The 15,422-nt window shown below is 59.7% G+C and carries 16 protein-coding genes; 1 reads left to right on the top strand and 15 read right to left on the bottom strand.

Annotated elements, in window-relative coordinates; all coding sequences use genetic code 11:
- Positions 1–87: 87 nt before the first annotated feature.
- The 7 genes from O3C79_RS03135 to O3C79_RS03105 all read right to left on the bottom strand — a co-directional run bounded on the left by O3C79_RS03135 (position 88) and on the right by O3C79_RS03105 (position 7,327).
- Positions 88–1,374: a sensor domain-containing diguanylate cyclase gene (locus O3C79_RS03135; protein ID WP_494384762.1), complete on the bottom strand. Its 1,287-nt coding sequence runs from the start codon at positions 1,372–1,374 to the stop codon at positions 88–90.
- A gap of 32 nt (positions 1,375–1,406) precedes the next feature.
- On the bottom strand, positions 1,407–3,305 hold the full coding sequence (locus tag O3C79_RS03130; protein WP_494384761.1) for a GGDEF domain-containing protein: 1,899 nt from the start codon (positions 3,303–3,305) through the stop codon (positions 1,407–1,409).
- Positions 3,306–3,416: 111 nt separating this feature from the next.
- Positions 3,417–4,154, bottom strand: coding sequence for an adenosylcobinamide-GDP ribazoletransferase (cobS, locus tag O3C79_RS03125; protein ID WP_494384760.1), 738 nt, complete (start codon positions 4,152–4,154; stop codon positions 3,417–3,419).
- Positions 4,151–4,705, bottom strand: coding sequence for a histidine phosphatase family protein (locus O3C79_RS03120; RefSeq protein WP_494384759.1), 555 nt, complete (start codon positions 4,703–4,705; stop codon positions 4,151–4,153). Before O3C79_RS03120 ends, cobS begins: the two co-directional genes overlap by 4 nt.
- Positions 4,702–5,739 (bottom strand): nicotinate-nucleotide--dimethylbenzimidazole phosphoribosyltransferase, encoded by a 1,038-nt coding sequence (gene cobT, locus O3C79_RS03115; protein WP_494384758.1) that lies wholly within the window; start codon positions 5,737–5,739, stop codon positions 4,702–4,704. The genes O3C79_RS03120 and cobT overlap by 4 nt, the downstream gene beginning before the upstream one ends.
- A complete protein-coding gene (cobU, locus tag O3C79_RS03110; RefSeq protein ID WP_494384757.1) occupies positions 5,736–6,263 on the bottom strand; it encodes a bifunctional adenosylcobinamide kinase/adenosylcobinamide-phosphate guanylyltransferase in 528 nt (175 codons plus the stop codon). Before cobU ends, cobT begins: the two co-directional genes overlap by 4 nt.
- Before the next feature lie 77 nt (positions 6,264–6,340).
- The gene (locus O3C79_RS03105; protein WP_494384756.1) at positions 6,341–7,327 is read right to left on the bottom strand and encodes a patatin-like phospholipase family protein; all 987 of its coding nucleotides are present in this window, start codon (positions 7,325–7,327) and stop codon (positions 6,341–6,343) included.
- A 222-nt stretch (positions 7,328–7,549) separates the two neighbouring features.
- Here O3C79_RS03105 and O3C79_RS03100 point away from each other — a divergent pair, with 222 nt between their 5' ends.
- A complete protein-coding gene (locus O3C79_RS03100) occupies positions 7,550–8,113 on the top strand; it encodes a tetratricopeptide repeat protein (protein WP_494384755.1) in 564 nt (187 codons plus the stop codon).
- Between the two features lie 10 nt (positions 8,114–8,123).
- Here O3C79_RS03100 and O3C79_RS03095 read toward each other — a convergent pair whose 3' ends face one another.
- The 8 genes from O3C79_RS03095 to cbiB form a co-directional block, all read right to left on the bottom strand.
- On the bottom strand, positions 8,124–8,684 hold the full coding sequence (locus O3C79_RS03095) for an LOG family protein (protein WP_494384754.1): 561 nt from the start codon (positions 8,682–8,684) through the stop codon (positions 8,124–8,126).
- A gap of 120 nt (positions 8,685–8,804) precedes the next feature.
- Complete coding sequence (gene bluB, locus O3C79_RS03090) at positions 8,805–9,461, bottom strand: 5,6-dimethylbenzimidazole synthase (RefSeq protein ID WP_494384753.1); 657 nt, start codon at positions 9,459–9,461, stop codon at positions 8,805–8,807.
- An 18-nt stretch (positions 9,462–9,479) separates the two neighbouring features.
- A complete protein-coding gene (locus O3C79_RS03085; RefSeq protein WP_494384752.1) occupies positions 9,480–10,211 on the bottom strand; it encodes an ABC transporter ATP-binding protein in 732 nt (243 codons plus the stop codon).
- Positions 10,202–11,176 carry a FecCD family ABC transporter permease gene (locus O3C79_RS03080; protein WP_494384751.1) on the bottom strand — a complete coding sequence of 325 codons (975 nt, stop codon included), beginning with the start codon at positions 11,174–11,176 and terminating at the stop codon, positions 10,202–10,204. Before O3C79_RS03080 ends, O3C79_RS03085 begins: the two co-directional genes overlap by 10 nt.
- On the bottom strand, positions 11,173–12,009 hold the full coding sequence (locus O3C79_RS03075; protein WP_494384750.1) for an ABC transporter substrate-binding protein: 837 nt from the start codon (positions 12,007–12,009) through the stop codon (positions 11,173–11,175). The genes O3C79_RS03080 and O3C79_RS03075 overlap by 4 nt, the downstream gene beginning before the upstream one ends.
- Positions 12,009–13,496 carry a cobyric acid synthase gene (locus O3C79_RS03070; protein WP_494384749.1) on the bottom strand — a complete coding sequence of 496 codons (1,488 nt, stop codon included), beginning with the start codon at positions 13,494–13,496 and terminating at the stop codon, positions 12,009–12,011. Before O3C79_RS03070 ends, O3C79_RS03075 begins: the two co-directional genes overlap by 1 nt.
- The gene (cobD, locus tag O3C79_RS03065; RefSeq protein WP_494384748.1) at positions 13,493–14,521 is read right to left on the bottom strand and encodes a threonine-phosphate decarboxylase CobD; all 1,029 of its coding nucleotides are present in this window, start codon (positions 14,519–14,521) and stop codon (positions 13,493–13,495) included. The genes O3C79_RS03070 and cobD overlap by 4 nt, the downstream gene beginning before the upstream one ends.
- Positions 14,518–15,417 (bottom strand): adenosylcobinamide-phosphate synthase CbiB, encoded by a 900-nt coding sequence (gene cbiB, locus O3C79_RS03060; protein ID WP_494384747.1) that lies wholly within the window; start codon positions 15,415–15,417, stop codon positions 14,518–14,520. Before cbiB ends, cobD begins: the two co-directional genes overlap by 4 nt.
- Between the last annotated feature and the right edge of the window lie 5 nt (positions 15,418–15,422).

Here is a 15,422-nt window from a genome sequence, read left to right as displayed (position 1 = left end):
TGGCATCCTGCAATGTGGCATCGGCAAGCACTGATGCCACACGATCATGTTAGCCGGCCTGTTTCACCTGGCTGAACCGGGAGTCCTTCACGCACTGCAAAGCTGAGTCTCCCCCAATATCACGCAATTGCGGCCTGCATGCTTGGCACGGTATAAGGCTGCATCCGCCACATGTACGAGTTCACGTATACTTTCACCGTCCTGGGGGTAAGCACTGATACCGGCACTGAAAGTCACCGACAAACGCCCGCTGCCTTCAATATTGCAGCCCTGTTCCTGCAGCTTCAGACGCATGGACTCTACATGCTCACAGGCCTGCCCGGCACTCATGCCCGGCAACAGCAGGAGGAACTCCTCTCCACCCCAGCGAAACAGTTGCTCATCACCTTGTAAATGCGAGCTGATCAAAGCGGCCAGCTGGCAGATCACCTGATCGCCCGCCAAGTGACCATTGGCATCATTCACCTGTTTGAAGTGATCAATATCCAGCATCACCACCGGCATTTCCAATCGTTTTTCCCGACACTGTGCCAGCTGAGCTTCAAACTGCTCATAACCTGCGCGGCGGTTATACAATTGTGTCAGGTAATCGCGGCGAGCCTGCTCCATCAGCTGAGCGGCACGCTGCTCGGCTTCGCTGATATCCAGCACCAGCCCGATCATACGGACCGGCTCCCCGGCGTTATTGCGGGCCGCAACCATGCCCCGGTCACGCACCCAGATATATTCGCCATCACGGGACTGCAGCCGGTATTTGGCTGAATAGCGCGAGGTGTTGCCTTGCAGGTGATTACTCAACGTTGCCATGACGCGACTCTTGTCCTCGGGGTGAACAGCCTCGGACCAGGTTTTGAGGGTTGGCGTAGCAATCTCCTGAGGTCCATAGCCCAGCATACGGAACCACTGAGGACTGAGGAAAAGGCTGTTGTCTTCGAGGTTCCAGTCCCAAAGCCCATCACTGGATTCGTTCATCAACAGCGTACGGATCAGGTCATTATCCAGCAGATGCTGACTGTGACGCTGGTGGCCGCTCAGGTCACGTACCACGGAAAGGAAATAGTCCCGGCCGTCATGCTCAACCAGGTCGGTCACCACTTCGACAGGAAAGTCGCTACCGTCCTTGCGGCGATGACGGCCGACAAAGGTAAAACTGTGCTGCTCGCGAATCACTCGGGCAATATCACTCCACTGCCCGCCACTTTTTACATCTTCGTTCAGGCTGAGCACACTCTCGCCCAACAGCTCCGACAGCGTCATGCCCAATACAGCACAACCGGCCTGATTCGCATCCAGAATGCGGCCGCTCTCCGGATCAATTACATAGATGCCATCACTGCTCTGACTTAACAGGGGGCCTATCAAGTTCCGTGTCATCGCATTGTCCATTGATTAATTTGCTTGCCCAATCACATTGGGCTCCATTCGACCCTGTTTCGCCCCTGGTTTTTGGCCTGATAAAGGGCACGGTCGGCACGGGCAATCAGGGTATCGACCTCTTCTTCCCCCTGTTGCACGGCAGCGCCAATACTGACGGTAACCGGTACCTCAATGTCATCCATCAGACAGGGGCTGTCCTGCACAGCCTGACGCACCCGTTCGGCCAGCTGTAACAGGCCCTGAGGATCACTCTCGGCCAGCACCAGTAGAAACTCTTCGCCACCAATACGACCGAACAGGTCTTCTCGCCTGACCAGCATGCCAATAGTACGACAAAAATGGATCAATACCTGGTCGCCTGCAGCATGGCCGTAGTTGTCATTCACTTGCTTGAACAGGTCAATATCCAGCAGCATCACGCCCACGGGGCCCGTCGTATCCATCAAAGACTGCATGCGTGCCAGAGTCGCACGACGGTTGAGCACGCCGGTCAGCTCATCGGTGCTGGCCTGGTGCCTCAGCCTGCGTTCGCGCTCGGTGTTCTGACTGTTATCACTGAATGACAGGATGGCGCCTCTCTCTAGCGCATTACCATAAGGCGTAACGGTCAAGCGTACCGTCAGAATCTCGCCTTGACGGCTGCGAAAGAGACTATGCTCAGACTGGTGCCGCTCGCCAGAACTCAGGGTCAACAAGGTGGGGCATTCGCCCTCATGCAGCACCTTGCCATCCGGTGTCACATGCACCAGCCGATGCAGGTCCCGCCCCTTGAGTTCAGCTTCACTCCAGCCTAGCACACGCTCGGCCTCGGGGTTCATCCAGCTGACATTCCCTTGATGATCGACAACGATTAGTGCCTGCCCCACCTGATTGGTAATCAGGCGCAGTTGCTGCTCGCTCATTTCCGTACGCTGGCGGGCGCGGGTGTAACGGTGACGCCAATGCGACCAGAGCAACACTAATGGCAGGGCAACCAACGAGGAAAACAACAACAGATTCAGGCCACGTTCCTGATATTGGGTATAGAGGGCATCACAGGTATGACCGGGCGTTCGCTCGGCCAATAACCAGCGCGGAGCCTGCAACTGGCGCCCTTGCGCGCGATACCAGCTATAGGCATAACAAGCACCGCCATGGCTAACCTGCCCATCATCACTGGATTCGATCTGACGCCATAGCTCGGCGTTCTTATCTGCCAGACTGGCGTCGGCCCCGCCAAGAATGAATTGCCAGTTCTTATCACCGCCACCGGTCAGCCAGCCGCCTCGGTCATTGAGCACCACCAGCTCGTGTGTACCCGGCAGCGCCTGCTGCAGGCTGTCGAGCAGATAGGTGCCGTAAATATTCAGTACCACCAGCCCCTGACGTTCATTCAAGTGAAACACCGGTGCCACCATGCGCAACACTGGCTTCAGCGGACGTTCCACCTCCTGGTGTTCAATATTGAGGTCAAGCTCGGACAGATAAACCTCACCCGGTGCCAGTGTAAGGCCGGCTTCAACATAATATCGATGTCGCTTGTTCTGCAGGCCTTTGTCATCCACAAGATAGCTGTAACCCAGGTTACGATTAACCCGGATCAGCTCCTGGCCGGTACTGTCGAGAAATCGCACCTGATCATAGTGTCCATGCAGCGCGGAAACAGATAGAAAGGTCTGAGCAGCCAGATCGTTATGAAGAGGGGTATTCTGGTTCAAATAGAGGGCAAGGGCGGGCGAATGGACCAGTATTTCAAGGTCATGGCGGCGTTGCTGGATAAAGCCGTCAAAAGCCAATTTCAACTGCTGCATGCGATGCTGACGCGTGCGGTCCTGCAACTCCTTTTCATGATGGTAGCCGGGCCACAGAGCTGCAAAAATCCCTGCTGCCAACAATATCAGTACAAGCAGAATTTTCAGGGGCAACAGCCGATATCCGGGGGCTTTCACGGGCGTAACTTCTCCTGGCCGACAGCAACTACGCCCTTCCCTGGACATCGATACCTCACATCAGTCTACCCTTATATACCGTTCAGCTCTAGCGCAAATCTGTCGCCTTATTCATGCCATCGACACCAGCGCGCCCAACAGGATCAGGGTTTCCATCAGCTCAATCTGCGCACCCAGAGTGTCACCGGTAGTACCACCCAGGCGTTGCATCATCAGCCGCCGCAGCAACCAGAACAGCATCATGGACAACAGCAGCACCAGCGGTTGCAGCAACAGCAGGGCCAAGCCTGCAATAGCAACAACCGTCAGTGCCTTACGCGGTGACAGCTGAGCAAGAAAAGGCGCAGCAATGCCATCTGCCCGCGCATAGGGTGTGGTGACCAACAGCGCAAGAGTACCGGCCCGCCCCACAACCGGCGCCGCTAACAGGGGCCAGAGCAGGCTCTGATCCAGCAAGGCATTCAGCAGGCTCCACTTGAGCAGAAGTTGCAGCATCAATACCAGGGCGCCACTGGCCCCAAGATGCGGGTCTTTCATGATCCTGAGGGTGCGCTCTCGATCCCCAAGGCCACCCATCCAGCCATCACCGCTGTCGGCCAGACCATCCAGATGCAGGCCCCCAGTGATACCCGCCCAGAGCGCCACCAGAACAGCCGCCGCAACGGCCGTCGGCAAGCCCGCCAGCAGGTTTGCCGCCAGAACCAGCACCAGGCCCAGACAGAGTCCGACCAAAGGGTAGTAGAGCGCTGCCCGTGCCTGAGTGGCAGCATCGGGCATGCCCGCCAGGCGCACCGGCAACAGCGTCATGAACTGGAGTGCACAGAGAAACGCCTGCCAGTGAACTGTCACCGTGACACGCCCTGCAAGCGGTGCAAGCTGCCGTGCTCCACTGGAAACGCCAGCATTTCGCTGACCGGCAGCCCGTTCAAAATACAGCGCAAGGCACGAATCACACCGCCATGGCAGATCAACAGGGTACGCCCCTGACGCCCCTGCTGCAGCAGTTCCACCAGATCGGTGAGACGGGCAAAGAAATCGGCCATGGGCTCAGCGTTGGGCGGCGCAGAATGCCAGGGGTCGCTCCAGAAATGCCCCAACAGATCGGGTGACTGGGCATGAATCTGGGCCGCAGTGCAGCCATCCCAGTCGCCGAAATCGTACTCCCGTAAACGGGGCTCCAGGCGCCAGCGATGATCACCCACCCATTCCCGGGCAAAATCGGCACAACGGCGCATGGGAGAGCTCAAGATCAAGTCATAATCATCCGGGGAACGGCCTTGCATGCTGTTCAGCATCTGTTGCCAGCCTTCCGGAGTCAGCTGGGCATCCGTTCGGCCCAGAAAGCACTTGCCCGCTGTGGTTTCGCCATGGCGCAGCAGGTCGATATGCAGTGTTGTCATTCATTCTTCTCCGACACCGAAGCTTCCTCAAAGGTCGCCATCTCCGCGTGCAGGGCGCAGGCCATGCGTAGTAGTGGCAAGGCCGTTGCGGCACCGCTGCCCTCACCCAGACGCAGTCCCAGGTCCAGCAGAGGACTGGAGGGCAAGGCCTGGCGCAACACCGCGTAACCCGGCTCCGCCGAGTGATGTGCAAAAATGAGCCAATCCGCCACACCGGGCTGAATACGGCAGGCCAGCAGGGCTGCAACCGAGCAGATGAAACCATCGACCAGCGCCGGAATGCCCTGCTGTGCACAGGCTAGATAGGCTCCCGCAAGCGCCGCGATCTCAAAGCCGCCAAGGCCTGCCAACAGCTCCAGCGGTTGGTTCGCGGTGCCCTGCCGCAGCAGCGCTTGCTCGATAACCTCTGTTTTGTGGGCAATACCCTGATCATCAAGCCCGGTTCCGGGCCCTGCCAGCCTGGCGGCTGGCTGCCCGGTCAGCGCCGCCGCGAGGGCCGTGGCCGAGGTGGTATTGCCGATCCCCATTTCACCGCCGATAAACAGGTCGCAGCTCAGATGCAGTACCGCCTCTCGGCCCACATCCAATGCCTGTCGCAGCTGGGTTTCGGTCATCGCAGGTGCGTGCAAAAGGTTGGCAGTTTGGGGGGCGATAAGACGAGTTTCGACACCGGGCAGCGATTCCAGCTCCACCACCGTACCCAGATTCCAGACTCGCAGCTGGGCACCCAATGCGCGAGCCGCCACACTGATGGCGGCGCCGCCACGGGCAAAGTTGCGAATCATCTCCGCCGTTACCGCCTGTGGATAGGCTGATATCCCTTCCGCTGTAACACCATGATCAGCGGCAAAGACCGCGATGCTGACCTGCTCCAACCGGGGGCAACAACGCCCCTGCATGCCAGCCAGACGAATGGCCAGCTGTTCCAGTTGCCCCAAAGAACCACGAGGTTTGGTCAGTTGCTGCTGACGTGCTTGAGCGGCTGCCAGTGCTTCCTGATCCAGGGCTGCGGCCGGTTGCTCAACCCAGCTCATGCCGACACCTCCGGCGCAGGCCCTTTGACCGGCATGGGAATACCGGCCACCATCAGCACGACCTGATCGGCCAGTGCCGCAACCGACTGGTTGAGCCACCCTGCTTCATCACTGAACCGGCGACTCAGCTCACCCATGGGGACGACGCCCATACCGGTTTCGTTACTGACCAGAATGATTTCGCCACGGGCATTGGATAGCGCCGCACACAGCGCTTCTCGCTCGGCCTTCATATCGGCTTCGGCCAATAGCTGGTTGGTAACCCAGAGTGTCAGACAGTCAATCAGCAGGCAGCGATCAGGTGCCTGGTGCTGCAGGATAGTGGCAGCCAGCTGCAGGGGTTCTTCAACCGTGAGCCAGTGAGCAGGCCGTTCATATCGATGACGGCTTATACGCGCCTGCATCTCTTCGTCATAGGCCTGAGCGGTGGCGATATAGGTCACATCTCGACCTGAGGCCTGAGCCAGCTGCTCCGCCTGACGGCTTTTGCCGGAGCGAGCACCGCCCAAAATGAGTCGGATCACGGAAAGATCTCCATGCAGATAAAGTCTAATTGCGTGGAGGTTCAGTTTACCCTTGATCCTTGATGACAGGAACTCTGCTACAGGAACTCGGCTTCCAGGTCACAATTGCCCTTGCGACCCAGGTGAGTGCCATCCTGCTGCAGCCAGTGCTGCATTCCATCCTGACCCAGTCCGTGCAGCGCCAGCAGAAAATCCCGCCGGGTATCGAGCTTGCTGCCACGGTGCAAATTATTGAGCCCTTCGCCCGGTTCCAGGCGATATACCCGCAACTGTCGAATCCGCCGGGCCAACCGGCTTTGCAGCCAGGGACGGTTTTTCATGCGCTGCTTCATGGCTGCCAGGGCACGCATTTCACGCAGGAAGGTGGTCTGAAACCCCAGCTCCGCAACCCGGTCAGCAATGCCCTGGGCGTGGGTCGGCAGTCCGCTGCTGCTGCGCGGATGCAGCAGCAACAACATCAGATCACGGGCCTGGCAGTCAAACACCAGTGGATAGACCACCGGGTTACCGACAAAACCGCCATCCCAATAGTGTTCCCCCTCAATTTCCACAGCCTGGTACAGCTCCGGCAAACAGGCCGAAGCCAACAGGTGGTCCGAGGTAAGCTCATGTTCACGGAACAGGCGCAGGCGACCGGACTCAACGTGGGTCGCCGCGATAAACAGTTTGAACGGCGGATTGCGCCGCAAAGCGTCAAAATCGACCAGTTCTTCCAGCAGATCCCGCAGCGGATTGATATCGAAGGGATTCAGATCATAGGGCGAGAGGTGTTTGGTCATATCCCGCCACCAGAGTGACCAGTGATGGCTCATGCCACCGGGGTCCAGCGGCCCCGGCATCATCAAACCGTGCCAGAAGCGGGCCATCAGTTCCCGTGCACCCTCGGCACCACCCTGCTGCCAGCCAGCGGCCAGCAACACCGCATTCATGGCGCCCGCACTGGTGCCGCTGATACCCTCCAACTGTAATGGGCGCTGGTCCAGCAGCCGGTCCAGCATGCCCCAGGTAAATGCACCGTGTGCACCGCCTCCCTGCAGCGCCAGGTTCAATTTCATTGACTCCATAGCGGCCTCCCGCATCTTTTGTGCACTGCACAATAATCAACAGATAGCGGTAGTCATGTCAAACAAAATGTCTATTTTTTAACCAGGTATAAAACAGGGGAATAAAGCTGCACTGCACCAAAATCCCCCTGCCTGCGTCATTTCTGGCGGAATCGGTACTCTGGTAGTACAGACGTGATTGATGACCGGCTGCTAGCGTGAAAGTCAAAACGGAGCTCGATCATGCATATATTGCGACTGACACGCGCGCTGCTGCTCGGCGCATTGCTCTTCGCCACCGGCAGCGCTCAGGCTGAGCAGACTGCCGATCAACAACGCATTGCCCGTGAAATGATTCAGGTGCTGGAAGCCTATGCCGTCTACAAAATGGGCCAGTATGAAGAAGCCTTTACCCGTTACCAGGCGCTGGCCGAGAACGGCAATCGCCAGGGCATGCTGAACCTTGCCAACATGTATGCCAACGGGCTGGGGACAGATCAGAACATGGAACAGGCCTTTGTGTGGTACCAGCGCGGTGCCGAGGCCGGCGATGCCATCAGTATGCTGGAGCTGGCCAACGCCTACCGTGCCGGCACCGGCGTAGCGGCTGACAAGCAGCAGGGACTTTACTGGTACACACAGGCGGCAAAAGCCGGTGAAGCCGATGCGCAATGGCAACTGGCGCAACATCTTCTGGCGTCCGGCCAGAGCGATACGGGGATGGAATGGGTCGCAAAGGCTGCCGATCAGGGCCAGATAGAAGCGCAGCGGTACCTGCGCTCGGTTCAGTCAGAAGCGGTGCGCTGAAGCGCAGTAATCAGGCCCACTTTTCTCCCGGTGCCTGGTAATTTTTCAGCGCCAACAGCAAGGTTTCCGGCGTATCCGCCAGCTGAATCATCTCCAGGTGCGCAGATTTGATAAAGCCCTCATCCAGCATATGGCGGGCAAACTGCAGCAGGGCATCGTAAAAGCCGTTCACATTGTATAACGCACAAGGCTTGGCATGGTGCCCCAGCTGCCCCCAGGTCCAGACTTCGAACAGCTCTTCCAGCGTGCCTACGCCGCCCGGTAGCGCCACAAAGGCATCCGCCAGCTCAGCCATACGCGCCTTGCGAGCGTGCATGTCCGGCACCACCTCAAGCGTGGTCAGCCCCTCATGCGCCAGCTCGCGGGATTGCAGGTATTCCGGGATGACACCGTGCACACGGCCACCCGCTGCCAGCACTGCATCGGCAATAGTGCCCATCAGCCCCACATGACCACCACCGTACACCAGCTCGATACCCTGCTTGGCAAACACGGTTCCCAGCTCTTTGGCCGCCTCGACATACGCCGGGTTGTTACCCGCGCTGGATCCACAGAATACGGTGATTTTCATAGCAACAGCTCTCCCAAAGCGATATGTGCAGTGTTGAATTTAAACACGGTCAGATGTCGTCCAATCCATCATTGGAGCAATGCTGAACCATTCTGAATGCCAAGGCGAAAGACCAAGGGGTCAGTCCTGCTGCGGCCAACAATTCTCCGCCATCAATGCTTCCAACGGCTGAGCCTCGGCCCAGCCTTCCTGTTCCAGCATGGGGCGATCATAAAACGCATCTACCGGCCCGACACAGAGCACGGCGATTGCCTTGCTGCCTTCCGGCATCTGCAGCAGGTCGCCCAAAGCATCAGGGTCGAACAGGGATACCCAGCCCACACCCACGCCTTCGGCGCGAGCGGCCAGCCAGAGGTTTTGAATCGCGCAGGACACCGAAGCCAGGTCCATTTCGGGCAGGGTACGGCGACCGAAGATATGCTTTTCGCGCTGGTCCATCAGCGCAACCACCAGCACCTCAGCACACTTGTCCATGCCTTCCACCTTGAGGCGGAGAAACTCGGCTTCGCGCTCATTCAGGGCATCGGCCGTTGCCTCGCGTTCCTGTTCCACCAACCCGCGAATGCGTTGACGCAGCTGAGTGTCGGTAATGCGGATAAAGCGCCACGGCTGCATCAAGCCCACGCTGGGCGCCTGGTGGGCGGCCAGCAGCAGGCGTTTGAGGATATCAGGGTCCAGCTGCTCGCCACTGAAGTGGCGCATATCACGACGCTCACGAATGGCACGATACACCGCATCACGCTCGGCGGCTCTGAATTGCCAGGGGTTGGATTCCATTTCGTTCTCCTTTCAGACTCAGCGCAACACACGGATCAGCGGCTGCTCACCACTGAAGTCGACCTCGGCTTCGACCTGATAGACCTGGCGAATCGCTTCGGGTGTCAGCACCTGCTGGGGCGTACCAACAGCATGTATACGGCCCGCATCCAGCAGCACCAGCCGATCACACCAGTGGGCCGCCAGGTTGAGGTCATGAATGGACAGAATAACACTGCCCAGCTCACGGGTATGCTTGCGCAACAGTTCCAGCACCCGCTGTTGATAGTGAAGATCCAGACTGGCCAGCGGTTCGTCGGCCAGAATGATATCGGGCTGCCCTGCCAGCACACGGGCCAGCCAGACCCTCGCCTGCTCACCACCGGACAGGTGGTCGACACGGGAGTCGAGCCATTCGATGACGCCGGTATGCCGCGCCGCTTTCTCAATCAGTCCGGGGTCTTCATCACCCCAGGGCAAACGCCCCAATGCAATCACATCCGCCACTTTCAGTGCCCAGGCACTCTGACAGCGCTGCGGCAGGAATGCGATGCGCTGAGCACGCTTGCTGGTCTCAACCCGGCTCAACTCTTCCCCCTCCAGCTCAATGCGACCCGAGTAGGATTGAAGCCCGGCAATGCATTCCAGCAACGAGGATTTGCCGGCACCGTTGGGGCCGATCACACCCAACAATTCACCGGATGCCAGGCTGAGGCTGACCCCTGCCAGCCGGGTATCCAGCTGCAGCTGGTCGACAGAAATCAGATCCATTTCTTGCGCTCCTGCCACACCAGCCAGATAAACAGGGGCGCGCCGATCAGGGACGTAAGCACGCCCAGTTTGAGCTCACGCCCGGGCGGCATGCCGCGCACCACGATATCGGCCAGGCACACCAGAATAGCCCCGGCCAATGCCGCCGGGATCAGCAGACGATCAGGACGATTACGTACCAGCGGCCGCACCAGATGGGGTACCAGCAAGCCAACAAAACCGATGGCACCGGCAACCGCCACCGAAGCCCCTACCAGCAGCGCTGCGCCCAAAATGATCAGGCGACTGCCACGGGTATAGGACAGCCCCATGCTCTGCGCGACCTGTTCACCCAGGCTCAGACCCAGAAGTAAATGGCGCTGACTCCAGATCAGACCACCACCAATCAACAGTGCTGGCAGCAGAATAACGAGATGATCCAGTCCACGCTCGGAGACCGACCCCAGCAGCCAGAACACCAGTTCCGACAGGGCAAAGGGGTTGGGCGCAAAGTTCAGCACTGCCGCCAAGAGAGCGCCGGTCAGCGTGGAGATCGCCAGACCGGCCATGATCACCATCGCCTGGCGCGACGGCCCTGCCAGCAAGAGCATCAGCGACATGGCCACCCCCGCGCCGATCAGTCCTGCCAGTGCCGGCGCAGCAGCACCGGCGGCCGGTAACAGGCCGAAATAGAATACGCTGGCCGCACCCAGTGCCGCACCCTGGCTGGCCCCGGTCAGCCCCGGATCTGCCAGCGGATTACGCAGCAAGCCCTGCAGCGCCGCCCCGCTCATGCCCAGTGCTGCCCCCACGGTGAGCGCCAGCAGGGTACGCGGTAAACGGATGTCGCCAATGACAATGGCGGCGGCACTGTCAGCACCTTGCAGCCATTGCCAGAGCCCTTCCAGCACCGCGATATCGGTGGAGCCCACATGCAGCGAGACCAGTGCGGTCAGAAGCATCAACAGGGTCAGTGCAGGGGTCATTGCGTCCTCTTGTCTGTTAAAGGGTCTGATAAAGGGTTCTGTAAACGGTTTTGTAACGGCGGTGGCAACTGCTGTCGTAGCTGCGCGATCAGATCCCAGGTCCAGGGGCCGGGGCATTGCCAACGCCAGTTGTCTGTTGTGAGCCAGCCCGCTACTGAAACCGAATGCTGCAAGGCCGGATGCTCGGCAAAGCGGCTGGCCAACGCCTTGGCCTCGGGATTACTCCATAAGATGGCATCTGGCGGGTCAGTAACCACTCGCTCCAGATCCAGTCGCTCATAGCGCACACCGGTAAGGTAATTGCGCCAACCGGCCTGGCGTATGATCTGATCCTCGAAGGTATTGGGCCCGGTGCCTATGCCGTTAGGGCCCAACAGCAGCAAGCGGGGTGCATCGGGAGCGGGCGTCATGGGGTTGGGAGCCGAGTGGGCAGCATCCGGTGAACGCCCGATCAGCCCCAGTACCCGCCGCTCATAGGCCTCGATTTCATCCAGGCTGCGCGGCAAGGTCACCAGCTCTACCGGCTGCTGCAATGTTTGTAAGCGCTTACGCAACATCAGGGCATTGTGCTGACCGACGATGACCAAATCCGGTTTCAGGCTGAACACCTGCTCCAGTGAGCCATCGTGGCTGGGCCAACCTTCCAACGGCCAGGGCAGCGGGAAGCGTTTGTGCATGGGTGACAAGGCCGCGACTTGCGCGCGATCGGCGTGCAGAGCCAGCATGCGATCCATGCACAGATCGAGCGAGACAACCCGCTCGGGTCGGGCGGATACCAGACCCGATACTGCCAGCAGGCACAGCATTGCCAGTTGCCATCGCAAACGCCGCATTAGCGCCCCAGCCCCTCCTGCAGATTCAACAGATCCTGAATCGCGTCCATATCCAGGTGTTGCTCCAGCGTATCCGCGAGCCGATTGATGCCATCCTCGCGCAGCTGGTGGTAATCGAGCGTCTGAGCCTCTTTCAGACCGGCCCAGCGCAGGATCAGCCGCGTCGTTTCCGGTGTTTCAAACAGACCATGCAAGTAAGTACCCACTATCTGCTCATCATCTGAACAGGTCCCATCCGGCCCCTGTGCCAGTTCAACCAGCGCCGGGCAGGATGCATCCACCTGCGTCACACCGCAGTGAATCTCATACCCACTGACCGGCACTGTATCGCCCGCCAGCGTCAGCTGCCCCTCTACATTGCGCAGGGCTTTGTCACCCTCCAGTACCGTGTGAATGGGCAGCCAGCCAAGTCCGTTGCTTTCCCCTGCCTCACCCTCAATGCCCTGGGGGTCGGCAATCCGTTGACCAAGCATCTGGTAGCCGCCGCAGATGCCGAGCAGTTTGCCGCCATAACGCAGGTGGCGCTGCAGATAGGCATCCCAGCCCTGGGATATGAGCCAGTTCAGATCCGGCCGGACCGCCTTGGAGCCCGGCAGAATCACCAGATCCGCCGCAGGCTTGGCCTGATCCGGCCCAACAAAGTGCAGGCGCACCTGAGGATGCAGACGCAGGGGATCAAAGTCGGTGTGGTTACTGATATGAGGCAATACCGGCACCACCACGTCCAGCACCTTGTCCGCCCGTTCGATATCGGGTTCTTCGCTGATGGCGTCCTCGGCTTCCAGGTGCAGCCCATGCAGATAGGGCAACACGCCCAGCACCGGCTTGCCGGTATGGTTTTCCAGCCAATCCAGCCCGGACTGCAACAGGGCAATATCGCCACGAAATCGATTAATCACAAAGCCTTTTATTCGCGCCTGCTCGGTTTCGCTGAGCAGCGCCAGAGTGCCGACCAGATGGGCAAAGACACCGCCCTTGTCGATATCGGCAATCAGAATCACCGGGCAATCCACCCGCTCGGCAAAGCCCATGTTGGCAATATCCCGGTCGCGCAGATTGATCTCGGCCGGTGACCCGGCCCCTTCCACAATGACCGCTTCGTACTGACGGCATAGTCGCTGATGGGACTCGGCCACGGCCTGCCAGGCGACGCTTTTATAGTCGTGGTAGGACTGGGCTTCCATGTTATCCACAGCACGCCCGTGAATGATCACCTGAGCCCCGGTATCACTGCTTGGCTTGAGCAGTACCGGATTCATATCCACATGGGGCATCAGTCCACAGGCCTGGGCCTGCACGGCCTGGGCGCGACCGATCTCGCCGCCCTCGGCCGTGACGGCGCTGTTCAGTGCCATGTTCTGCGGTTTGAACGGCGCCACCTCGACACCGCGTCGTTGCAGTACCCGGCACAGGCCCGCCACCAGCGTACTTTTGCCAGCATCGGAGGTGGTGCCCTGCACCATCAGCGTTTTTTGTCGATCACTCATTCACGTATCTCGTTAAGTGTCTGCTGCAGCCGCTGCCACTGGGCTTCGTCACCCGGCAAGCCAAACCGGAGCGCGGCCGGCTGCTCAAAACATCGAATAAGGATACCGGCTCGCGCACAAGACTGCTCGATCTGCGCCGCCTGCTCAGTCACCACATAGGCAAACAGCGCCGTACTGACCACAGGCTCATTCAGATATTCGTGTAAAAGCGCGTGCAACCGTGCCTGCTGCTGGCTGAGCTGCGCGCGGGTGCGCTGCTGCCATTCAACATCCGCCAATGCTTGACGCGCGATGTATCGTGCCGGGTGACTGATCGCCCAGGGACCAAGTTCTCGCGCCAGTGCCTCGCGGATACCTGCTTCGGCACAGACGGCACCGACACGGATGCCTGCCAGTCCAAAAAACTTGCCCAGCGAGCGCAGCACAATCAGGCCCTCCGGCATGTCCGCCTGGATCAGACTCAGTTCCGGCGTGGCATCGATAAACGCCTCGTCGACCACCAGCCAGCCGCCGCGATATACCAGGCGAGAATGCCAGTCTCTCAGTTGTTCAGGCGTAAAGCTGATCGCACCGGGATTACAGGGGTTGACCAGTACCAGCACATCCAGGTTATCCAGCCGTGCTTCAATTTGCTCGGCTTCCAGCCGTTCCACCCTGTGCCCAACCTGCTGCCAGCGAAAGGCGTGTTCGGCGTAGGCCGGATGCAGCACGCCTGAACGTGCGGCACCGGACTGTGTCCAACGCAGGGCAGGCAACGCCTGAATGGCGGCTTGGGACCCGGGTATCAAAAGCAGGTCAGGGCTGCCGTAATAGTCTGCGGCCGCCTGCTGCAGGCCGTCATCCTCTTCCGGCAAGCGGTTAAACACCTCTGCAGGCAGAGCAGGCACCGGCCAGCCGTTGGGGTTAATACCGGTTGATAGATCCAGCCAGTCCTCTCGCGCAATGCCATAACGCTCTACCGCTCCATTGAGGCGGCCACCGTGCAAGGGTGCCGGGGGGCACTCAATGTGGCTAGCTGGCCTCATAGCCAATACCCCAGCAAGGTCGCAGCTGTGATGACAACCAGCCACAGCCCCAGAGCCTGCTCAACCAGGCGCAGGGCGCGGGGCAGATCACGGGGCTGAGCGCTGGTACCCTCCCCCAATACCGGCTTGTTCGCCCAAACACCGCGATAGCAGGTCGGACCACCCAGTTGCATGGACAACGCGCCTGCCCCGGCAGCCATCACGGGGCCCGCATTGGGGCTGTCATGCCGAGGAGCCTGATCACGCCAGCAGCGCAGTGCCCGACGGGTATGGCCACAGAGTGCGTAACTCAAGGCAGTTAACCGCGCCGGTACCAACCCTGCCAGATCATCCAGCCGTGCCGCTGCCCAGCCAAAGTGCAGGAAACGATCGCTGCGATAGCCCCACATGGCATCCAGCGTATTGATCAGCCGAAACGCCAATGCCCCCGGGGCACCGGCCACACAAAACCAGAAGATGGCGCCGAAGACAGCATCACTGCCGTTCTCCAGCACCGATTCCACCGCCGTGCGCTCCACGTCCAGCTCTGCGGCATCCCTACTGCAGATATAGGACGTCAGACGCCGCGCCTCGTCCATGTCCTTGCGCAGCAATGCCTGAGCGATGGGGCGAATATGCTGTTTCAGGCTTTCCAGCCCCAGAGTGAACCAGAGCACCAGCACGGCAATCACGTCACCCAACACCGGAATCTGCACCAAAAGCTCGACCAGAAGGACCGGCGGTACAACCAGCAAGAGCACCAGCAGCAAGCCTGTCACACGAGGGGTTTGCCCCGAATTGAAACGCGCTTCCAGCCAGCCGGCACAGCGACCAAAGCCGATTAATGGATGCCAGCGACGGGGCTCACCCAGCCAGCGATCAATCAGAACGGCGGCGATCACCTGCAGCGCCAGCATCGGAA

The organism is Marinobacterium sp. NO-S09, assembly GCF_059179545.1.
The sequence above is the reverse complement of the archived record's forward strand: the minus strand, read 5'-3'. Positions and strand labels throughout refer to the sequence as shown.